The following is a 21,328-nucleotide window of genomic DNA, read 5'->3' as shown; positions in this document are numbered from 1 at the left end:
GGTTATCGTGCGCGCTCCGCGCTTGTCGACCCCGAACCGCCTTGGCCTCCACGCCCGCTCCCCGCCGTGCCGCCCTCGCCTTCATCTTCGTGACGGTGCTGCTGGACATACTGGCCTTCGGCATCATCATTCCGGTGCTGCCGCACCTGGTGGAGCAGCTGATCGGCGGCGGCACCGCCCGCGCCGCGTGGTGGGTGGGCGTGCTGAGCACGGTGTTCGCGATCACCCAGTTCGTGTTCTCGCCGATCCAGGGCGCGCTGTCGGACCGCTTCGGTCGGCGGCCGGTGATCCTGATCTCCAACTTCGGGCTGGCGATCGACTTTTTCGTGCTGGCGCTGGCGCCCACGCTGTGGCTGCTGTTCGTGGGCCGCACGGTGATGGGCATGACCGCGGCCAGCTTCAGCACCGCCAACGCCTACATCGCCGACATCACGCCGAAGGAGAAGCGCGCCGGCGCCTACGGCCTGCTGGGCGCCGCGTTCGGCGTGGGCTTCGTGCTGGGGCCGGGCCTGGGCGGCTGGCTGGGCGCGATGCACCTGCGGCTACCGTTCTACGTGGCCGGTTCGCTGGCGCTGTGCAATTTCCTCTACGGCCTGTTCGTGCTGCCCGAGTCGCTGCCGCCGGGGCGGCGCAGCGCGCGTTTCGAGCTGCATACCGCGCATCCGATCGGCGCGCTCAAGCTGCTGCGCCGCACGCCGCGACTGCTGGGCATGGGCGTGGCGAGCTTCCTGTTGTTCCTGGCGCACTACGCGCTGCAGATCACCTTCGTGCTGTACGCGGACTATCGCTACCACTGGGGCCCGCAGACGGTGGGCCTGGTGCTGATGCTGGTGGGCGCCTGCGACGGGCTGGTGCAGGCGCTGTTGACGCGACGGCTCACCCCGCGCTTCGGCGAGCGACCGGTGCTGCTGTTCGGCATGCTCTGCGGCATCGTCTCGTTCGCGCTGATGGGGCTGGCCACCGAGGGCTGGGTGTTCCTGCTCGGCATTCCGCTGATGGCGCTGTGGGGCTTGGCCAATCCGCCGATCCAGTCGATCATGACGCGCCAGGTGGAGCCGTCCGAGCAGGGCCGCCTGCAGGGCGCCAACACCTCGCTGGGCAGCTTCGCCGGCATCTTCGGACCGTACCTGTTCGCCCAGGTGTTTGCCTGGTCGATCGCCCCGGCCAGCCGCATGCACGTGCCGGGCGCGGTGTTCCTGCTGGCCGCGCTGCTGCTGGTGTTCGCGCTGCTGGCCGCCGTGCGCGCCACGCGCCACGGCGAGATCGAGCCGCTGCCGGCCACGCCGATCGACCCGGCCCACGCTTCCCACGCCGCCGCGCTGCATCTGGCGGTGAGCGACCTTCCCTCCCACCAAACCACGGAGCACCACCCATGACGATCTCGATGTACCAGGCTTCCGTTCCCGTCGCTGTGCGCGCGCTGAACAACCTCTCGGCCGTGCTCAGGAAAGGCCACGCCCACGCCCAGGGCAAGCAGGTGGAAGACGCCACGCTGCTGCAGACCCGGCTGGTGCCGGACATGCTGCCGCTGGTCAAGCAGGTGCAGATCGCCTGCGACATGGCGACCCGCGGCGTGGCCCGCCTCGCCGGCGTGGAGCCGACCGCGTTCGAGGACAACGAGACCACCTTCGCCCAGGTGTACGAGCGCATCGAGCGCGCGATCGCCTATGTGAAGGGCTTCAGCGCCGAGCAGATCGACGGCAGCGAGACCCGCGCCATCCACCTGAAGATGCGCAGCGGCGAGCTGCACTTCGAAGGCCTGGCCTACCTGCTGGACTTCGTGCTGCCCAACCTGTTCTTCCACTGCACCACCGCCTACAACATCCTGCGCGAAGCCGGTACCGACATCGGTAAGCAGGATTTCCTCGGTCGCAGCTGATCGATCCGCCCCGGCGGCGGCACCGCAAGCCACCGCCGAACGGCGCTGACCGCGTCGGGCGCGCCTCCCGGTCACCGCGTTCGCGTCACTTTCCCGGCCGAAGGTGACGCGATACGTCAGATCGGGTCACGGCGCCGGCCGCGCCGGGCCTTTCCAGCGCAGAAACGGCGCTTTTCCCCTGAACGAAAGGCCACTGCGCGCCCCTCCCGGCGCGTGACCGGCACGCCACCGTCGTGGCCTCATGGCGCGCGCGTCAGGCCATTCCAGCGTTCCGCGAGCGACCGCCAGGCCCACGCGAAGGCAGCGCGGAACCCGCATCGGACAAGCGTTTTGCGTCCCCGGTGCTGCGCCTGCCCCGATGGCGGGCGTGCCGTGGAAGCGCCGATGCGTGGCCATGGCGATCGCGCGGGTCATGACGCCGATGCGCGGCCATCGCCGCGGCACTGCGCGCAGCAGCCGCGCGAACTGTGATCGACCTCGCATTTGCCCCCGGCACGCTGGCCTGCGCCCTGCATCTTCTCCAGCGAAGAGAAAGGCGGCTCCCCTCCCCATGTCGATCACCGCTTCTCGCTTCGCATCCATCACATCCATGCGTTTGACCCCAGCGAGTACACGGCCATGAACCAGATCATCGAATACGTCATCGTCGGCGGCCCCCAGCACGGCATGGTGTGTCGTCATCCGGTGCCGTCCGTACCGGCCGACGCCATTGCGATCTCCAGCAACGACGGCCAACTGTGCCGCGTGGCCGCCCGCCGTCGCGCCAGCCATGCCGGCACCCGCCTGCTGTTGCTGCACCCGCAGGCGACCGGCGAACAGTTTCGTACCCTGCTCGCGGCGTGATCGCCCGCTGAGCCACGCTTTTCAGCGCCCGGCGGGGAAGGTCCCCCCTTCCCCGCCCGCCGACCCCGCCGGGTGCTGTCCTTTGCTGCCCGCGCCTGCGTCGCGCGGGCGCGCCTTGTTCCGGCATGGCGCGGCCCGGACAATGACCGGACGGCTGCCCGACGCGGCGGCCCTCCGACCGATCGACCGGGCACCCCCTCGCATGCTGCGACTGACCGACCTCAAGCTGCCGCTGGATCACCGCGGCGCCGACCTGGAGCAGGCGATCCGCACGCGGCTCAAGCTCGGCAAGGGCGAGCTGCGCGGCTTCACCGTGGCCAAGCGCAGCCACGACGCGCGCAAGCGCGGGGCGATCGCGCTGATCTATGCGCTGGATGTCGAGGTGGCCGACGAGGCCGCCGTGCTCGCGCGCTTCGCCGACGATGCGCACGTCCACCCCGCGCCGGATACGCGCTACCGCTTCGTCGCCCAGGCACCGGCGACGCGGGTGCACCGGCCGATCGTGATCGGGCTGGGGCCGTGCGGTCTGTTCGCCGGGCTGGTGCTGGCGCAGATGGGCTTTCGCCCGATCATCCTCGACCGCGGCAAGGCGGTGCGCGAGCGCACCAGGGACACCTGGGACCTGTGGCGCAAGCGCAACCTGCATCCGGAATCGAACGTGCAGTTCGGCGAGGGCGGCGCCGGCACCTTCTCCGACGGCAAGCTGTACAGCCAGATCCGCGACCCGCAGCACCACGGCCGCAAGGTGCTGGAGGAGTTCGTGAAGGCCGGCGCGCCGGAAGAGATCCTGTGGATCAACAAGCCGCACATCGGCACGTTCCGGCTGGTGACGATGGTCGAGCACATGCGCGGCACGATCGAGTCGCTGGGCGGCGAGATCCGCTTCCAGCAGAAGGTGGACGACCTGATCCTGCAGGCCGAAGGCACCGATCGCCAGCGCATCCGCGGCGTGGTGCTGGCCGGCGGCGAGGAAATCCGCAGCGATCATGTGGTGCTGGCGGTGGGCCACAGCGCGCGCGACACCTTCGCCATGCTGCACGCGCGCAGCGTCTACGTGGAGGCCAAGCCGTTCTCGATCGGCTTTCGGGTGGAGCACCCGCAGGCGATCATCGACCGCGCCCGCTTCGGGCCGCAGGCCGGGCATCCACTGCTGGGCGCGGCCGACTACAGGCTGGTGCACCACGCCAAGGGTAATCACGCCGGGAACGGCCGCGCCGTGTACAGCTTCTGCATGTGCCCGGGCGGCACCGTGGTGGCGGCCACTAGCGAGATCGGCCGCGTGGTCACCAACGGCATGAGCCAGTACTCGCGCAACGAGCGCAATGCGAACGCGGCGATCGTGGTGGGTATCGATCCGAGCGACTTCGTGCCGTTCGACGGCAGCGGCAGCCCGCTCGCCGGTATCGCCCTGCAGCGCGCGCTGGAGAGTCGCGCCTACGTGCTGGGCGGCGAGAACTACAACGCGCCCGGCCAGCTGGTCGGCGATTTCCTGGCCGGCCGCGCCTCGCGCGAGTTCGGCGAGGTGCTGCCCTCGTTCAAGCCCGGCGTGACGCCGGGCAGCCTGGACAGCGCGCTGCCCGACTACGCGATCGCCGCGATCCGCGAGGCGATGCCCGCGTTCGACCGGCAGATCAAGGGCTTCGCCATGCACGACGCGGTGTTCACCGGGGTGGAGACGCGCACCTCCTCGCCGATCCGCATCAAGCGTGACGACACACTGCAAAGCCTCAACACCGCCGGCCTGTACCCGGCCGGCGAAGGCGCGGGCTACGCCGGCGGCATCCTCTCGGCCGGCGTCGACGGTATCAAGGTGGCCGAGGCGGTAGCACGGAGCATGGTGGGCGGCTGATCCCGAGAGAAAACCCGCCTGTTGTCACCGTACGCTGACAAAGCTGAGATGTCGGCGTTCGGCGACAATCCAAAATGTCGCCGTACAGCGACATGAGGATGCCACCGTGCAGATCCGGACACCGCAAGACATCGGCGCCATCGTGCGCGAGAGTCGTCAGCAGGCCGGCCGCGATGACGAAGCCGCGCCTGCTCGCCTGCCTCAATGGCACGCCGATGGGCACGGTCGAACGCGACCGCGCCGGAAGGCTGCGCTTCGCCTACGACGACGCGTGGCGGCGCCGGCCCGACGCCATCGCGCTGTCGCTGTCGATGCCGCTGATCCGCAGCGAGCATCCGCACGCCGCCATCGATGCCTTCCTGTGGGGCCTGCTTCCCGACAACGAGCAGACGCTGGCGCGCGACATGCGGGCAGGCGGCCTGGACCATCCAATTCTCGACACGCTGCCGGACCTGTTTGGCGACAGCGCGGCGGAAAAAGCGCGGCAACTTCGGGGCACCTGATCCGCGCCAACCTGAGCGCTGCACGGTGGAGCACGGCAGCTGCGGCACGGTCGCAGCGGGCAGCGACGCCATCCCGCCAGGAAAGGAAAGCCGCGGCCGCTTCCCATACATTTCCGGCGCGCGCCCTTCAACGACCTTGATCGATCAGCCCCCATCAATTCCCGGTTGGCTGAGGCAACCGAGAATCCGTCCCCACGCCACGTCCCAGCCGATCCGCTCCTGCTCCAGCCGCACCCGCACGCCCCAGCGGTCGCCGCGCAGGTCGCGGTACAGCGCCTGCTCGACGGCATCCAGATGGTCGATGGCGTCGGCGCGGTGCGGCTGCGGCTCGGTCACCCACAAGGCGCGATGGGCGAGCAGGGTCGCCTCGTCCATCAGCAGCGAGGCCGCCTGCGGCAGGTGCCCGCGCAGGCGGCCGAGAATGGCAAGGCCGTGGGTGTCCAGGTCGCCCCAGTAATGCACCGCCTGCGCCGCCCGCAACCACGGCAGTTCGTGCAGACGCTCCACCGCGTAGCCACGCGCCATCAGCACCACGGACCCGGGCAGGTCGTCGAAGGCCAGGCCGGTCTGCTTGTTCTCGACGATGAACACGCGCCGCACCGACAAGGCCAGCGCGGCCAGTTCGTCGATCGGCGCATGGATGTCGCCCAGGCCACCGACGCGTGCGCGCAAGGCGGGATCGAGCACGCGCATGCGCAACCGGTCCGGCTCGCGACGCAGGCCGCTGGCCTGCTGGAAATCGGTGTCGCGCGGCAAGCCGGCCAGCGTGCGCAGCCAGTCGCCGAGCAGGCCGGTACGGGTCTCCAGCCACTTGCTGTCCAGTCCGGCCACCGGCAGCTGGCGCGCGAACAGGTTCGACGCGGGATGCGCCTGCAGCCACGCCAGCATGTCGCCGAGCCGGGCGAACTCGGTGTCGTCGGCATCAGCCAGCAAGGTGTACTGACGGCGCAACGCGGCGGCCAGTGCCGGCCAGCGTGGCGCCCACGCGTCGAACCGCGCGCGGGCGCGCTGCCAGCGCGCGGCTTCGCCCAGCAGTTCGGCCAGCGCCGCGGCGTCGGGCAACGACAGGGCTTCCGGTACCGCCTGGCTACCAAGCAGCGGCCAGCGCCGCTCGACCCAGCTGACCTCGCCGCCGCGCCAGTCCTGCCACTCCGAGCGCCATGCCTCGAACGCCGCCCAGTGTGCACCCGCCTGACGCTCGCCCGGCGCTGCCAGCGATACCCGCAACGGCCAGTCGCCGCCGCCACCGAGCCAGTCGCCGGCATGACGCCGCCAACTGGCCCGCAGCAGCGCGACGACCTGCTCAGGGCTGCGCATCGTCGCCTTCGCGTGCGGCGCGCGGCAGGTCCAGGCGCTGACTGGCGGCGTCGTATTCGATCATCAGCACGCGCGAATCGTGGCGGCCGTCGATCTCGACGAAGCAGGCCCCGCCGATGAACGGCTCCAGCGTCATCACCGACTTCAGCGGCGTGGCCACGATCATCTGAAAACCGAAGTTCTCGAAGATGCGCATGGCCATCGCGGTGAATTCGTTGTCGGCCTTGTCGAACGCCTCGTCCAGCACCACCGCCGCGTACTGCGGCACGCCGCCATCCTCGTCGCCGAGCTGGTAGCGCAGCGCGGCGGCCAGGCAGGTGGTGGCCAGTTTCTGCCGCTGGCCGCCGGACTTGCCGGCGCCGCTGCGGTACACCTCCAGCTGGCGGCCGCTCTGCGCGTCGCGCTCCTCGCCGATGAACTCCACGTGCAGGCGCACGTCCAGCACCTGCTCGCGCCAGCGCTTGTGCTCGGGGTCGGTCGAGGCCAGCCGCGCGACCAGCTTGCGCAGGCCCTCGAACTGCGCCTCGGCGCGCTCGCGGTCGTCGGTGCGCTGGTGCGCCAGCACGTCGCGCAACTGCTGGCGGAACTCGGTCACCTCCGGCAGGCGGCGATCCTCCGGCTTGATCTGCAGGATGCTGCCGCGGTTGAACGGCACCGTCTCCAGGCTGGCGTTGACGTCCTCCATGCGCGCGCGGATCGCCTTGTGCGCCTGGGCGATATGCGTCTGCAGCGCCACCAGGTTCTGTCCGCTCTGGGTGCGCAGCATGTCGAAGAAACGCGCCTCGTGCGCCGGCAGGCCGTCGCGCTCAAGCCGCTCCAGCCGGGCGAAGAAATCCGCCGCGCTTTCCAGGTTGGCCTGTACGTCGCCCGCATCCTGCACCCAGCGGCGGCGGAAGGATTCGAAAGCGGTGACGATCGCGTGGGCCAGTCTGCCGGCCTCATCCTGCAGCTCACTGTTTGCATTCTGCAAACCGCGTTCGATGCCACGCAGCTGCGCTTCCAGGTTGCCCAGTGTCAAGGCGGCGCCCCCGTCGCATCGTCCGTCGAGTCCCTGCTGCTGGAAGGGCGTCAGTGGCATGGTCGCGACCGCTTCGAAACAGCGGTCGCGCTCGGCACGGCGGGCGTCATGCTCGCCACGATGGGACTTGCGCCGAGCGCGCGCATCGAGCAGGTCGTTCTCCGCCTGCCTCACCTGCCTGCCCTTCGCCTCGATCCGCTCGCCCAGCTCGCGCAGCGTGGCGCTGCCTTCGCGCAGTTCCTTCAGCGTGGCCTCGATCGCATCCAGTCGGGTCAGCAGGGGCGCGACGTCGATGTCGCTCCAGCGCAGGTTGGCCAGCGACTGCGCCGCAGCGGTGCGACTGGCACGCTCCACGCGTTCGGCCTTGATCGCCGCCATGGTGCGGTCGGCCTCGGCGATCTGCTGCGCCAGCGCGGCGGCTTCGGCCTGGTACAGCGCCAGCTTGTCGCGGTTGTCGAAGCCGAGCACCCAGTGGCGGCGATCGCCGACCGCGTGGCGGTCGTCCTTTTCGTGCCGGCTGCGACCGTGCTTGATCTGGCCCTGCGCGGTGATCGCGCGTTCGCTGCGTTGCAGCGCCTGCACGCTGTCCACGCAGGCGTAGTCGTAGCGCCGCAGCAGTTCGCCATGCAGCCATTCCTGATGTGCGTGCGGCGCCAGTTCCAGCTTGTGCCGCAGCGAACGCGGCGGCGGCGCGGACGCGTTCAGCGCATCCGCCGCACCGATGCGGTGGTACACCAGCTTGCCGCCGAGGTGGGTGGCATCGACCCAGGCGGCGACCCTGGCGTAATGCCGTTCGTCCACCAGCAGCGACAGCGCGAAGCCGTGCAGCAGGCGCTCGATCGCGCCGCTCCACGCCTGCTCGTCCGCCCGTACCTGGATCAGCTCGCCGGCGAACGGCAGGGCGCTGTCGGCCAGACCCAGCGCGGCGCACAGGCGGCGGCGCAGCGCCTGCAGATGCGCGGGGATGTTCGACGGATGCGCTTCCAGCGCGGCGATCTCGGCACGCGCGCTGGCAAAGGCGTCTTCGGCCTGCCTCTTGTGCATGCCCAGTTCCAGCATGCGCTGGTCATCATGGGCGGCAGCGTCCTGGCCGGCATCGAGCAGGCTGCGCGAGCGCGCGAGCTGTTCGGCAAAACCCTGCGGGGTGTCGGCGAGCTGCCAGCCCAGTTGCCGGCAGGCGGCATCGGCCACGCCGCGATGGCGCACGCCGGTGTCGCGCTCGCGCGCTACGCTGTCGTGCTCGCGTTCCAGTTGCTCGATCCGATCGCCACCCTGCTCGCGGTGGCGCGCCTGCAGCTCGCCAAGGTCGCGCTGGTGCTGATCCAGCTGTTGCTGGCAACGGCCTTCCTCGCCTTCGAGGCCGCGGTCGAGCGTGTCCAGTTCGGCCAGGCGTTCGTCGAGCAGCCGCAGCCGCTGACGCTCGCGATAGCCGTCCATGCCGGCCAGCAGCTCGTCCAGTTCGCCGCGCTCGCGCCGCACGGCCATCAGCCGCTCATGGGCCGCCCGCGCGGGGCGCAGGGTCTCGATCTGTTCGCGCGCGGTGACCACCGCCTTGTGCGCCTCGTCCAGCTCGGCGAATTCGGCCACCAGGCGGTCGGCCACGGCGAAGGTTTCCGGACGCTCCAGCATGAAATCGCGCAGGAAATGGTTGAGGTCGCCCAGGTTCTTCGCCGACTGCGTCTTGTGCAGCAGGCGCAGCGCAGTGTCGTTGCCGATGCCGAGCAGACGGCGGAAGCGCTCGGCATAGGCGTTGAAGCTGTCGTGGTGGTGCACGTCGGCCAGGCGCTGCTTGAGCCGGCGCAGGTCCAGGTCGAAGCCTTCCAGCTCGACGGCCAGGTCGAACGGCCGCTCGGCGACGATGAAGTGCTTGGTCACGTCGGCGGCGGTGGAACTGTTGCCGCGAATCCACAGCAGCCGCACCAGGGTCACGCAGCGGCCCAGCGCGTTGCGGTATTCCAGCGCCAGCGCCGACCACACCGGGCCGCGGCGCAGGTACTGGGTGGCGACCTCGCCGGAGTCCTCGTCATGCTGGTCGGCCCAGGCGCCGCGCACGTAGGACACCAGCGAGCGATCGCGGCCACTGCGCTCGGCCTCGCGCGCGGCGGCATTGAAATCGACCAGCGCGGGCGGCACCAGCAGCGCCGACATCGCATCGAGCAGGGTCGACTTGCCCGAGCCGGAACGGCCGACGAACAGGAAGCCGCGCTCGGCGATCGGCACGTCATGCAGGCCGGAGAAGGTGCCCCAGTTGAATACCTGCAGGCGGCGCATGCGGAACTGTTCCTCGCGCGGCGTGGGCAGGTCGCCGAGGAACAGCGACGCGTGGGTGTCGGCCTTGGCCATCAGTCGTCCTCCTCCGGCGTGGGATCGTCGACGCTGCGGGGGCCGGCCAGGTGCTCGCGATAGACCGCGCCCAGCGCCTGCACGTCCTCGGCGGAGAACAGCAGTTTCAGCGTGGGCGACACCTCGTGGCGGCCCTCGCTGCCGCGGATCGGTTGCAGCACGTTGTTCTTTTTCATCTTCTCGATGGCGGCGTTGAGCTTTTTGGTGAAGCCGGCGCGGTCGGTGCCCTGCGGCGGTTCGTAGACGGCCAGCTGCGCGTGCAGCTCGTCCACCTCCACCACCGCGCGCTGGCCCTGCGCCTCGGCCTCGGCCAGGCGCTGGCGCAGGGTCAGCAGCAGCACCGAGTCGATGAAGGTGAGCGGGCTGGAACGCAGCAGGGTCGGCGTTTCCAGCTCGCCGGTATCGGCCTGGCGCACGAAGGCCACGCGCAGGTCGCGGTCCAGCACCAGTTCCAGGAACAGTTCGCACAGGCGTGCCCGGATGGCGGTTTCCTCGCGCAGCAGCACCGGCCACAGCAGGGCGTGGCGCTCGGCATCGACGCTGGGGCCGGCCAGCAACTGGCACAGCACGCGGCGCGCCTCGAACGGCAGGCTGCCGCTGTCGCCGGGGAACAGGCCGGCATCGCCGACGCTTTCCGATGGCGGGTTGGCCGGGTCCGGCCCGGCCATGTCCTCAGACCAGTTCATCGCGTTTTTCCTTGAGGAAGTACAGCAGGGGAATGCGGGCGCGGCGTTCGTGGCCGTCCTCGCCGCGCCAGCTCACCGGCTCGAAACGGTCGGGCACCCGCAGGCCGTGACGGCTGCCCAGCGCCACATAGCCGACCACGCTGCCCAGACCCTGTTCGGCGGGATAGTGCTGCAGCACGGTGCCCACCGAGCACTGCGCATGATCGGCCAGCAGCGTGTGCACGCGCTGTTTCAGGGTGCGGAAATCGATCTCCGACTGCGCCACCAGTTCGCCCACGCTGTCCAGCGTGATCGCCGCACCCTCGGCGCGCACGATGGCACCGTCGACCTGGCTGGTGCGCGGATCGTTGAGCCGCCAGCGCGACAGCGAGTGCAACCGCGCGCTGCTCAGGGTGAGCGTGTAGTCGATGCCTTCGTTGCTGCGCACCCGGTCGCGCAGTTTCAGCGCCTCGGCCTGGGTCTGTTTCAGCAGCTGATGCAGGCGGCGCTGTTCCAGGTAGGCGCGGCTCTGCACGAAGCTTTTCAGGCTGCGCGCGAAATGCTGCAACACATCGTGCACGTGGCCGCCGCGATCGAGCAGGGTACGGGTGAGGTGCAGCAGGAAGCTGCGCTCGCGCCGGTCCAGCTTGCGTGCGAAGCCGCGGCCGGTCACCGCATCCACCGCCGCTTCCAGCTGGCCGCTCTGCTCGGCGTCGGTGAGCAGCCGCCAGAACGCGTCGAAGCTGCGCCCCGATTCGCTTTCGGCGATCACGTCGACGCCGGCGAACAGCGCCTCCAGCAGCTCGCCGCGCTGGCGCTCGTCGTCGATGATGCGCTCGCGGAAGTCGCGGTCCAGCTGCTGAAAATCGTCGCGCACGTGGCGGAAATCCTCGGCCAGCTCGTCGGCCAGCGCGATGATCTCGCGTGCCCGTTCCAGTGCACGGGTATCGTCCAGCACCTCCACCCGGCCTTCGCTGACCGCGGCGATCTGCGCGTCGATGCGCGCACGCTCGGCCTGCAGCTCGGCCAGCCGGCTGTGCGGGTCGCCGTCGGTCTGCCGGGCCAGCTGCACCAGCTGCTGGATGACCAGCGCGAGCCGGCTTTCGGTCGCCACGCTGCGGCTGGCGTCCAGGCTGCCGAGGAAGCGCAGCGCACCGATCGCCTGGGTGGACAGCTCGTACTGCTCCTCGCTGGCGCCGTCCGGGAAGCGCCGCTCCAGCCAGCCGGCCGCCAGCCATTCGGCGACATAGGCCTGGGCGGCGCGCGGCAACACATGCCCGTGTCCGCGCAGATCCTCCAGCTCGCGCTCAAGCCGCTCATGCAACAGCGATGCCGGCAGCTGACGCTCGGCGTCGAGCAGCAAGTACTGCAGCAATGCGGCAATCGACGGCGCGTTGTCGGCGGCCAGCAGCTTCCACGTCGGCTGCTGCCGCAAGCGCTGCCATGTGGCGATCCGGGCGCGGGTCTTCATGCGTGTCGCACGCTTCTTGCGCGGGCCCGTGCAGCGGCATGCGCAATATCGCGTTGTATTTGGAAGCGCGGCAGATACATGGGCGAATATCCGTTGCTCGTCGCCCTGGGCTGGGCCGGAAGAATCAATTCTGCGTGGTCGTCTAGGGATGCTCTGATCAACTACCTGCACCTGGTTGATCAGAGCATCCCTAGTGTAAGCGTCGAAGTCTCGCTGGTTGCGACACCGAGAAGAACCAGGGCATGTCCGCACGACTATCGCCCTTGAACCGGTCCGGCCCACCCCAATCTTTTCGCCGGCCGTCACACTCCGGATTCCCATGACCCATCCACAGACCCTGCGCATCGATTTTGTCTCCGACGTCTCCTGCCCCTGGTGCGCGGTGGGGCTGGCCTCGCTGGAGCGCGCGCTCGATGCGCTGAAGGACGAGGTGCGCGCCGAGATCCACTTCCAGCCGTTCGAGCTGAACCCGCAGATGGCGGCCGAAGGCGAGGACGTGGGCGGGCACATCGCCAGGAAGTACGGCATGACGCGCGAGCAGCTGGCGCAGAACCAGGAAAACATCCGCCAGCGCGGCGCGGCGGTGGGCTTCACCTTCGCCAACCAGGACACGCGGCGCATCTACAACACCTTCGATGCCCATCGCCTGCTGCACTGGGCCGAGGACAGCGGTCGCCAGCACGCGCTCAAGCGCGCGCTGCTCACGGCGTATTTCACCGACGGCGAGGACGTCAGCGACCACGAAGTGCTGGCGCAGGTGGCTGCCTCAGTGGAGCTGGACGGCGACGAGGCGCGGTCGGTGCTTGCCAGCGACCGCTACGCCACCGAGGTACGTGCGCAGGAGCAGTTCTTCCAGCGCGCCGGCATCCATTCGGTACCGGCGATCATCATCAACCGCCAGCACCTGATCTCCGGCGGCCAGCCGCCTGAAGTGTTCGAGCAGGCGCTGCGGCAGATCGCCGGCGGCAACTGAGCACGCTCAGGCCGGCTCGCCCAGCCAGTGCGCCAGCGGGTGCGGGCGGCCGAGCAGGAAGCCCTGCCCCAGCTCGCAGGCCATGTCCTGCAGCAGCGCGCGCTGGCGCGGCGTCTCGATGCCCTCGGCGATCACCTGGATCTCCAGCGCGTGCGCCAGCGCGAGGATCGCCTCGACCACGGTGGAACTGTTGGTGCTGCCGGCATCCAGCGCCTGCACGAAGGTCTGGTCGATCTTCAGCATGCGCAGCGGCAGCGAGTGCAGGTAGTTGAGCGAGGAATAGCCGGTGCCGAAATCGTCCAGCGCCGCGCCCACGCCGGCCTGGCGCAGGCGTTCGAGCGTGCCGCGCACGCGCTCGGGATCGTCCAGCAGCGAGCCCTCGGTGACCTCCACAATCACCCGCGTGGGCGCCAGGCCGCTGCGCCCGATCATCGCCAGCAGGCGCTGGTCGAAATCGGCATGGCGCAGATGCAGCGCCGACACATTGAAGGTGAGGAAGCTGCCGTGCCCCGGCAGCCGGGTCAGCGCCACGCAGGCGCGCTCGAACAATTGCCAGTCGATCGGCTCGATCTGCCCGCAGTCCTCGGCCACCTTGAGGAACGCGCCCGGCGGCAGCACGCCGCGCTCGGGATGGTGCCAGCGCAGCAGCGCCTCGTAGCCCACCCGCTCGCCGGTCTGCAGCCGGCAGATCGGCTGCAGGTAGGGCTGGAACTCGTCGCGCTGCAGCGCCAGCCGCAACTCGCCCTCCATGCTCAATTCGTCGACCAGGTTCTTCGCCAGCGTGTCGTCGAACAGCGCATAGCGCTTGCGGCCGAGTTCCTTGGCCCGGTACAGCGCGATGTCGGCATCGCGCAGCAGTTCGTCGGCCTGGCCGTAGCGATGGTCGCCCAGCGCGATGCCCAGGCTGGCGCTGGGCTGCAGTTCGCGGCCGGCCACCGGCAGCGGCCGGCCCAGCGCCTGCAGCACGCGATCGGCCACCGCCGCGGCGGTGGCCGGCCCGTCGACGCGGTCGAGCAGGATCGCGAACTCGTCGCCGGACAGCCGCGCCACCACGTCCGGCTCGCGCACGCAGCCCTGCAGGCGTTGCGCCACCTCTTTCAGCACGGCATCGCCGGCGAGGTGGCCGAGGCTGTCGTTGATCACCTTGAAGCGGTCCACGTCGATGTACAGCAGGGCGCAGCGCGCGCCGCGGGTGTCGCGTACCAGCGCCAGGCTGCGCTCGATGCGCTCGCGCAGGTGGTCGCGGTTGGGCAGGCCGGTGAGTGGATCGTGCATCACCTGGTGGCGCAGCTGCTGCTGGACGCGCTCGCGTTCGCCGATCTCCTGGCGCAGGGCGTGGGTGCGCTCGTGCACGCGCAGCTCCAGCTGGGCATAGGCATGCTGCAGGGCATCGGCGGCGCGGCGGCGCTGCAGGCTGGTGGCGATCTGCGAGGCGACGAAACCCAGCAGCTCCTGCTCGGCTTCGCCGTAGGTGATCTGCTCGGTGTAGCTCTGCACCGCGACCAGGCCGATCGCATGGTCGCCATCCCACAGCGGTACGCCGAGCCAGCAGATCGACGGCGTACCGGTGGAATGGGCGTCGATCTCGCCGCACTCGATCATGCGGTCCATGCCGGCGCGATCGACCACCAGCGCACCGTGCCGGAGCACGTACTCGCTCAGCCCGCGGCTGAGCGGCCGGGCGAGGTAGGACTCGCCGGTCACGTCGACCGCGTAGGGAAAGCTCAGCGTGCGGGAAGCTTCGTCGACCAGCGCGATGAAGAAGTTCTTCGCGTTGATCAGGCTGCCGACGATGGCGTGTACCTGTTGGCAGAAGGTCTGCTGGTCGATGTCGGCGGTGGCCAGCTGGGCGATCTGGAACAGCGCCGCCTGCAGTCGCTCGGCGCGCTGGCGCTCGACCACCTGCTGCTGCAGGCCGCGGTTGAGCTCGGCCAGCTCCAGCGTGCGTTCGCGCACGCGACGCTCGAGATCGTCCTTGCCCTGCTTGCGCTCCAGCGCGGTGAGGATGTGGCTGCCGACGAACTGCAGCAGCGCGCGATCGGCGGCGCTGTAGCGGATGCCCTCCTCGTAGGTCTGCACCACCAGCGCACCGCGTGCCACGCCTCCGCGCAGCATCGGCACGCCGAGCCAGTGCCGGCACTGCGGCCCGATCGGGCGCAGCGTGCCGCCGAGCTGGCGGTCGATCTCCTCGATGGCACCCATCAGCGGCCGGCTGCCGGTGAGCAGGTGCCAGGTGAGGCTGCCGTGCAGGCGCGCCATCGGCATGTCCGCATCGGGCTGGCCCGCCTCGTCCTCGCTGTCGGCGTAGTAGAGAAAGCGCATCGTGCCGCGTTCGGCGTCGTAGCGCACGATGAAGAAGTTCTCCGCGTACATCAGCGTGCCGACGATGCCGTGGATGCCCAGCAGCATGTCGGGCATCTCCAGCTCGGAGCCGGACAGGTCGGAGATGCTCAGCAGCGCGCGCTGCAGGGTTTCGGAGCGCTCGAGCCGGTCGTGCGAGCGCTGCAGGTCGGTCAGTTCCAGCGCGCGCTGCAGCTGGCGCCCGGCCAGTTGCAGCCAAGCCAGCGGCAACTGCCGTTCGGGCGGCACCCCGGCGGCGTCCGCGTCCAGTTGCACCAGCAGCGCCGCCGCACCGGGCCGGCACAGCCGGCAGGTCAGCAGCGACAGCGCCGGATCGAGCTGCAGCCCCTCGCTGTCCAGCGCACGCCGCACCAGCGCCATCTCCGCCGCGCCCGGCCGGGTGGCGGGATGGCATTCGGGCTGGGGCTGGCCGGGCAGCCACCACAGCACGGTGGCCGCCCGGCACGTCGGGTCCGCGCGCACCCTGTCCACGATCACCGCCGCCACCGCCGCAGGGCCGGACGCTTCCAGCAGCCGTTCCAGCCAGGCCACCGGGCTGACGGTCGCGCGACCGGGCACTGGGTCGGAGGGGATCTTCATGGGGTGATGATGATCCTTCATGGCGATCCCGTGGGCGGTCGACCCAACCCGATCCGATAAACTGGACGCTTGCCGCGAGCCTCGCGCCCACCGCGGATCGCGCTTCATCGACTCTTATCGACCGTTCCCGCCCGGGCTTTACCCGCTTGCTCACCGACGCCACCAAAGACGCCATCCGCGCCGCCTACAGCCGCCTCAAGAACGGGCTGCCGGGCTTCCGCGCGCGTGCTTCCCAGGGGCGGATGATTGCCGAGGTAGCCAAGGCGCTGGCCGAACCCGGCGGCGTGGCGGTGATCGAGGCACCCACCGGCACCGGCAAGTCGATGGCCTACCTGATCGCCGGCCACGCGGTGGCGCGGGCGCAGAAGAAGAAGCTGCTGATCGCCACCGCCACAGTGGCGCTGCAGGAGCAGTTGGTGCAGCGGGACATCCCGCTGTACCTGTCGCTCAACGGCATCGAGGCCAAGGTGGCGCTGGCCAAGGGCCGCGGCCGCTACGTGTGCCCGCGCAACCTCTTGATGGCCGGCAACAGCCTGGCCGCCGACGCGCAGCTGGGGCTGGGCTTAGACACCGACCTGGCGCTGTGGACGCGCCCGCCGGACGCGCGCGACAAGGCCGTGCTGGGCAAGCTGCTCACCGCGCTGGACACCGGCCGCTGGGACGGCGACATGGATGCGGCCCCCGAGCCGGTCGGCGACCTGCTGCGCGGCATGATCACCACCAGCGCCGGCGGCTGCACCGGCCGCCGCTGCGCGCAGTTCATGGGCTGCCCGTTCTTCGCCGCGCGCCGCGCGGTGGCCGACGCCGAGATCATCGTGGCCAACCAGGATCTGGTGCTGGCCGACCTCACCATGCCCGGCAGCGAGGAGGACAGCTGGGGCGGCGTGATCCTGCCCAAGCCGGACGAGACGCTGTACGTGTTCGACGAAGGCCACCACGTCGCCGCCAAGGCGATCGACCGCGGCACCGCCGAGGTGTTCATGGGCACGGCGGTGCGCCAACTGAGCCGGCTCGGTCGACAGGTGCACGCGGCCTATTCGCTCACCGACAAGGAGTCGCTGGGCAAGCTCGGCCTCGACCAGGGCGACGCGAAACTGCAGGAGCTGAGCGACGCGCTGGAGGAGCTGGAGCGCGAGATCCGCCTGAGCTGGGTACCCGACCCCGGCGAGAGCGAACCGATGTATCGCGGCTCGATGGGCCGGCTGCCGGAAGGCTGGGTGGAACACGCCCGCATTCTGGCCGTCCATACGGCCGAAGTGCAGCGCTGGCTCACCGCGGTGCGCCGCGCCGTGCTGGAGATGAGCGAGGGCGGCCCGACCCAGGAGGCGCTGTCGCGCGAGCTGGGCATGGCGCTGGAGCGGCTGGAGAAGCAGTCGCGTTGCTGGCGTGCGTGGTCGGCCAGCGACCACGAGCACGCGCCGCCGCTGGCGCGCTGGGTCACCCTGGCCGGCGACCAGCAGTTGGTCTGCCACGCCTCGGCGGTGTCCGCCGCGGACATGCTGCGCAGCGTGCTGTGGGGCAACGCCAGCGGCGTGGTGATGACTTCGGCCACGCTCAGCGCCGGCGGCAACTTCCGCCATTTCGCCGATGCGGTGGGCCTGCCCGACGAGGCGGTGACGCTGAGCCTGCCCTCGCCGTTCGATCTCGCGGCGCAGGCGCGGCTGGAGGTGCCGGCCATGCGCACCCTGCCCGACGCGCGCGATGCGCACGCGGAGGAAGTGGCCGAATGGCTGGCCGAACACCTCGACTGGGACGCCGGCAACCTGGTGCTGTTCACCTCGCGCATCAAGCTCGACCGCGTGCTGCAGAAACTGCCGATCGCGCTGGTGCGCAAGGTCCGTGCGCAGGGCTCGCTGGGCAAGTCGCAGCTGGTCGCCGAGCACTGCGCCGACATCGAGACCGGCAAGGGCAGCACCTTGTTCGGACTGGCCTCGTTCGGCGAAGGCCTGGACCTGCCGGGCAAGTTCTGCGAGACGGTGGTGATCACCCAGCTGCCGTTCGCCGTGCCCACCGATCCGGTCGGCGCCACCTACGCCGAATGGCTGGAGTCGCGCGGGCGCAATCCGTTCATCGAGGTGACCATTCCCGAGGCCACGCGCTTGCTGATCCAGTACTGCGGCCGGCTGATCCGCAACGAGACCGACCGCGGCCGCATCGTGCTGCTGGACCGCCGCGTGGTGGTCAAGCGCTACGGCGAGCGCATGCTGCAGGCGCTGCCGCCGTTCGCACGCGCGATCGAGCGCGCCGCGTGAGCGCCGGCCGCCTCCTGCGCGCCGACGCGCTGGTGCCGGTGCCGTGGCGCAACGGGCTTGGCATCACCCGCGAGATCGCCGTGATGCCACCGGGCGCGGGACCGGAGGATTTCCTGTGGCGCGTGAGCCTGGCCGACGTGGTCGGTGCCGCGCCGTTCTCGCGCTTTCCCGGCGTGGACCGGACCATCGTGCTGATCGACGGCGTCGGCTTCCGCATGACGCTGGATGGCACGCAGGTCCACGACCTCACCACGCCGTGCGCGCCGTTCGCGTTTCCCGGCGAGGCCGAGGTGGCCGTGGCGCTGGCAGCCTGTCGGACTTTGCTCGGCCGGGCTGCGAGTCCGGCGGTGCGGCCCCTGTTTCCGCCGCTTCGCCGCCCCATGGAACCACCATGGGCCGACGAAACGTCTAAAATCCGTCCTCGCACAGCCGACTTCTCGCCTCGACCAGCAAAGCCCGACAGGCTGCTAGCCGATGGCGCCACGCGCGACTTCAACCTGATGCTGCGGCGCGGCCGCGCCAGCGGCGGCGTCGAGGTATGGCGGGGTTCCGGCAGACACGTCTGTCCTGCCGACGTGGTGCTGCTTTACGCCGTGCAGGGGCCGATCGTGACGCCCGCCGGCACGCTCGCCGCGGGCGACAGCTGGCTGCCCGGTGCACCGCCTGCCGGCGACGTGGCGCTGGCGGCGCAAGCGCTGGCGCTGATCGTGCGGGTGCACGCTGCGGATTGATGTCGCCGGCAGGGCCGGGCCTGCACCGGACCCTGAACGCGCGGGGACGAGGAGCGGGCGATCCCGGACGGGCTGCAGACGCCGCATGGTGGCCCCGTCGGCGCCTATACTTGCCGCACCCTCTGCGGAGCGATGTCCATGGCGATGCTGATCCTCGGTCTGGCGCTGTTCCTCGGCGTGCACTCGATCCGCCTGTTCGCCGATGGCTGGCGCACGCAGCAGATCGCCCGGCTCGGCGTGAACGGCTGGAAAGGCCTCTACGCGCTGGTGTCGATCGCCGGTTTCGTGGTGCTGGTGTGGGGCTTCGGCCTGGCGCGCCAGCATCCGGTGCTGGTGTGGGCGCCGCCGATGACGTTGCGCCACCTCAACGCGCTGTTCACCCTGATTGCCTTCGTGCTGCTGGCGGCGGCCTACGTGCCGGGCAACGCGATCAAGGCGCGGCTCGGCCATCCGATGCTGGCGGCGGTGAAGCTGTGGGCGTTCGGCCACCTGCTGGCCGCCGGCATGCTGCACGACGTGCTGCTGTTCGGCGCCTTCCTGATCTGGGCGGTGGCCGATTTCATGGTGTCGCGGCGGCGCGATCGGGCGGCCGGCGTCAGCTACCCGAAGGGGCCGGCATCGCGCACGGTACTGACGGTGGCGATCGGCGTGGCGGCCTGGGCCGCGTTCGCTTTCTGGCTGCATGTGCTGCTCGTCGGGGTGAGTCCGTTCGGCTGAGGGCGTATCCTGCCGGCTCCGATACCGCTGCCCGCGAGGTGCGCCATGGTCGGTTTTCTGCTCTGGCTGTTGCTGCTGGTGTTCTGCTGGCCGATCGCCCTGCTGGCGCTGGTGCTGTACCCCATCGTGTGGCTGCTCGCGCTGCCGTTCCGGCTGGTCGGCATCACGGTGGGCGCGGTGTTCGCCTTCCTCGGTGCGCTGCTGATGCTGCCGGCGCGCGTGCTACGGGGCCGTCCGGCGGTCTGATCCGATGGAGCGGCCGAGCTCGCCGGCCTGCGCGCGCAATCGCGAGCCGATCCTGGCGGTGCTGCGACCGTGGTTTGCCGATCGCCGGCACGTGCTGGAGATCGGCAGCGGCACCGGCGAGCACGCCGTGCATTTCGCCGCGGCGATGCCGCAGCTGGTCTGGCAGACCTCCGACCGGGCCGGCAACCTGCCCGGCATCCGCGCCTGGCTCGATCACGCCCGACTGCCCAATACACCCCCACCCGTGACGCTGGACGTCAACGGCCGCTGGCCGGAGGGTCCGTTCGACGCGGTGTTCACCGCCAATACGCTGCACATCATGGGCTGGCCCGAGGTGCGGCGACTGTTTGCCGCACTGCCGGCGGCATGCGGCGCCGATGCTCGCCTGGCGATCTACGGCCCCTTCCATGAACACGGTCGCCCCACCAGCGAGGGCAATGCGGCGTTCGATGCCGCGCTGCAGGCGCGCGACCCCCGCATGGGTCTGCGCAACCACCAGGCCGTGACCGATCTGGCCGCGGCGGGCGGGTTCAAGTTGCAGCGTGTCGTGCCGATGCCCTGCAACAACCTGTGCATGCTGTACCAGCGCGGTGCCTGACAAGGCCACTGCATTGGCACGGCTTTCGCAAGACATGCCGGGCCTGCCGGCTGTCCGCCCGTCCCGAGGAAATGCGCCATGAACTGGTCTGTTCCACTGCCCGCCACGCTCAGTGCCAGTGTCGCCCTGTCCGTGCCCACGCCCACGTTGATGAAGGCGGTTCCCCAGCTCGACATCACGCGCTTCGCCGGCCGCTGGCACGAGATCGCACGCCTGCCCTCGCCCTTGCAGCGCCTCACCGACCGCGACATCCGGCTGGACATCGAGCCGCTGGACGCAGACCAGTACCGCCTGCGCCGCAGCTGCAGCGAACCCGACGGCAGCGAGCGGCGGCAGGATTTCCACGCGCGCCGGCGCTATCCGGTGGAAGAACCCGGGCAGTTCCAGCGCACCGCGGCGCCCGCCTGGGCGCAGTGGCTGCCCTCGACCTGGAAGGACCTGTGGGTGCTGGCGATCGACCGGCAATACCAGTGGCTGATGCTGGGCGAGCCGCGACTGCGCGAACTGTGGATGTTCGCCCGCGAGCCGCAGATGGAACGCCAGATGCTGGAAGCGCTCAAATCCACCGCGCGCGGCCTGGGCTACGACCTCGCCCCGCTGATCGTCAGCGGCCAGCTGCGCAGCTTCCGGATGGTGTGACGCGCGGGCGGACTTGGCAGCGCGGCGCCGGCCGCTCACCACCGCCGGCTCGACCCCCGCACCGACCCCCGCCCATGGCTTCCACCCTCCGCACGAGCTGAGAGGCTGAGAAAAAATCGCCCGCCTACTGCGACCGCCGCCAAACGCCCGTGCCGGCGGCGCGCTGGGCGCCCATCCGGGTCATTTGGCTCACCAAACTCCCCGGATGGGCGCCCAGCGCACCTTGTCACGAACGCTTGGCGGCGCTCTCGCTACGGCGGTCGAATTTTTCTCAGCCTCTGAGAGGGTGTCGACAAAATAAAACAAACCTGTAGAATCTGCCGTAGGTCTCACGAGCGGACGGT

17 protein-coding genes are annotated in these 21,328 nt (G+C 70.2%); 12 read left to right on the top strand and 5 right to left on the bottom strand.

The genetic code is table 11. The features are described 5' to 3' along the window. Positions 1-41: 41 nt before the first annotated feature. From ACO2Q2_RS07290 to ACO2Q2_RS07270, 5 genes are all read left to right on the top strand, one after another. Complete coding sequence (locus tag ACO2Q2_RS07290) at positions 42-1,376, top strand: TCR/Tet family MFS transporter (RefSeq protein ID WP_423255101.1); 1,335 nt, start codon at positions 42-44, stop codon at positions 1,374-1,376. Beyond that, entirely contained in the window at positions 1,373-1,879 is a 507-nt protein-coding gene (locus ACO2Q2_RS07285; protein WP_423255100.1) for a DUF1993 domain-containing protein, read from the top strand. The genes ACO2Q2_RS07290 and ACO2Q2_RS07285 overlap by 4 nt, the downstream gene beginning before the upstream one ends. Positions 1,880-2,497: 618 nt before the next feature. After that, positions 2,498-2,722, top strand: a complete 225-nt coding sequence (locus ACO2Q2_RS07280; RefSeq protein ID WP_423255099.1) for a hypothetical protein — start codon at positions 2,498-2,500, stop codon at positions 2,720-2,722. Positions 2,723-2,924: 202 nt separating this feature from the next. Continuing rightward, a complete protein-coding gene (locus ACO2Q2_RS07275; RefSeq protein ID WP_423255098.1) occupies positions 2,925-4,571 on the top strand; it encodes an NAD(P)/FAD-dependent oxidoreductase in 1,647 nt (548 codons plus the stop codon). 173 nt (positions 4,572-4,744) lie between these two features. Beyond that, the gene (locus ACO2Q2_RS07270; protein WP_423255097.1) at positions 4,745-5,074 is read left to right on the top strand and encodes a HipA N-terminal domain-containing protein; all 330 of its coding nucleotides are present in this window, start codon (positions 4,745-4,747) and stop codon (positions 5,072-5,074) included. Positions 5,075-5,218: 144 nt separating this feature from the next. On the opposite strand, the gene ACO2Q2_RS07265 is transcribed toward ACO2Q2_RS07270, so the two are convergent. Genes ACO2Q2_RS07265 through ACO2Q2_RS07250 form a run of 4 tightly spaced genes read right to left on the bottom strand, consistent with a single transcriptional unit; the run spans position 5,219 to position 11,888 of the window. Continuing rightward, the gene (locus tag ACO2Q2_RS07265; RefSeq protein WP_423255096.1) at positions 5,219-6,391 is read right to left on the bottom strand and encodes a Wadjet anti-phage system protein JetD domain-containing protein; all 1,173 of its coding nucleotides are present in this window, start codon (positions 6,389-6,391) and stop codon (positions 5,219-5,221) included. After that, complete coding sequence (locus ACO2Q2_RS07260) at positions 6,378-9,752, bottom strand: ATP-binding protein (RefSeq protein ID WP_423255095.1); 3,375 nt, start codon at positions 9,750-9,752, stop codon at positions 6,378-6,380. Before ACO2Q2_RS07260 ends, ACO2Q2_RS07265 begins: the two co-directional genes overlap by 14 nt. Next, the gene (locus ACO2Q2_RS07255; RefSeq protein ID WP_423255277.1) at positions 9,752-10,420 is read right to left on the bottom strand and encodes a DUF4194 domain-containing protein; all 669 of its coding nucleotides are present in this window, start codon (positions 10,418-10,420) and stop codon (positions 9,752-9,754) included. Before ACO2Q2_RS07255 ends, ACO2Q2_RS07260 begins: the two co-directional genes overlap by 1 nt. Positions 10,421-10,424: 4 nt before the next feature. Then, positions 10,425-11,888 (bottom strand): DUF3375 domain-containing protein, encoded by a 1,464-nt coding sequence (locus ACO2Q2_RS07250; RefSeq protein ID WP_423255094.1) that lies wholly within the window; start codon positions 11,886-11,888, stop codon positions 10,425-10,427. A gap of 319 nt (positions 11,889-12,207) precedes the next feature. Between ACO2Q2_RS07250 and ACO2Q2_RS07245 the strand changes: the two genes are divergently transcribed. Continuing rightward, a complete protein-coding gene (locus ACO2Q2_RS07245) occupies positions 12,208-12,861 on the top strand; it encodes a DsbA family oxidoreductase (protein WP_423255093.1) in 654 nt (217 codons plus the stop codon). 6 nt (positions 12,862-12,867) lie between these two features. Here the strand turns inward: ACO2Q2_RS07245 and ACO2Q2_RS07240 are convergent, their stop codons facing one another. Further along, positions 12,868-15,801: a bifunctional diguanylate cyclase/phosphodiesterase gene (locus ACO2Q2_RS07240; protein WP_423255092.1), complete on the bottom strand. Its 2,934-nt coding sequence runs from the start codon at positions 15,799-15,801 to the stop codon at positions 12,868-12,870. A gap of 146 nt (positions 15,802-15,947) precedes the next feature. On the opposite strand from ACO2Q2_RS07240, the gene dinG reads away from it, so the two are divergent. The 6 genes from dinG to ACO2Q2_RS07210 all read left to right on the top strand — a co-directional run bounded on the left by dinG (position 15,948) and on the right by ACO2Q2_RS07210 (position 20,984). Then, positions 15,948-18,053, top strand: a complete 2,106-nt coding sequence (gene dinG, locus ACO2Q2_RS07235; RefSeq protein ID WP_423255091.1) for an ATP-dependent DNA helicase DinG — start codon at positions 15,948-15,950, stop codon at positions 18,051-18,053. Next, the gene (locus ACO2Q2_RS07230) at positions 18,050-18,784 is read left to right on the top strand and encodes a HutD family protein (RefSeq protein ID WP_423255090.1); all 735 of its coding nucleotides are present in this window, start codon (positions 18,050-18,052) and stop codon (positions 18,782-18,784) included. Before dinG ends, ACO2Q2_RS07230 begins: the two co-directional genes overlap by 4 nt. Before the next feature lie 138 nt (positions 18,785-18,922). Then, positions 18,923-19,501, top strand: a complete 579-nt coding sequence (locus ACO2Q2_RS07225) for an NnrU family protein (protein WP_423255089.1) — start codon at positions 18,923-18,925, stop codon at positions 19,499-19,501. A 45-nt stretch (positions 19,502-19,546) separates the two neighbouring features. Further along, positions 19,547-19,747 (top strand): hypothetical protein, encoded by a 201-nt coding sequence (locus ACO2Q2_RS07220; protein ID WP_404635581.1) that lies wholly within the window; start codon positions 19,547-19,549, stop codon positions 19,745-19,747. A 4-nt stretch (positions 19,748-19,751) separates the two neighbouring features. Then, on the top strand, positions 19,752-20,345 hold the full coding sequence (locus ACO2Q2_RS07215; RefSeq protein WP_423255088.1) for a DUF938 domain-containing protein: 594 nt from the start codon (positions 19,752-19,754) through the stop codon (positions 20,343-20,345). A gap of 78 nt (positions 20,346-20,423) precedes the next feature. Next, positions 20,424-20,984 carry a lipocalin family protein gene (locus ACO2Q2_RS07210; protein ID WP_423255087.1) on the top strand — a complete coding sequence of 187 codons (561 nt, stop codon included), beginning with the start codon at positions 20,424-20,426 and terminating at the stop codon, positions 20,982-20,984. Positions 20,985-21,328 lie beyond the last annotated feature (344 nt).

Origin of the sequence: Dyella sp. KRB-257, assembly GCF_049445995.1 — a bacterium.
Taxonomy (GTDB): Bacteria; Pseudomonadota; Gammaproteobacteria; order Xanthomonadales; family Rhodanobacteraceae; genus Dyella_A.
This window is presented reverse-complemented; position numbering and strand designations above follow the sequence as displayed.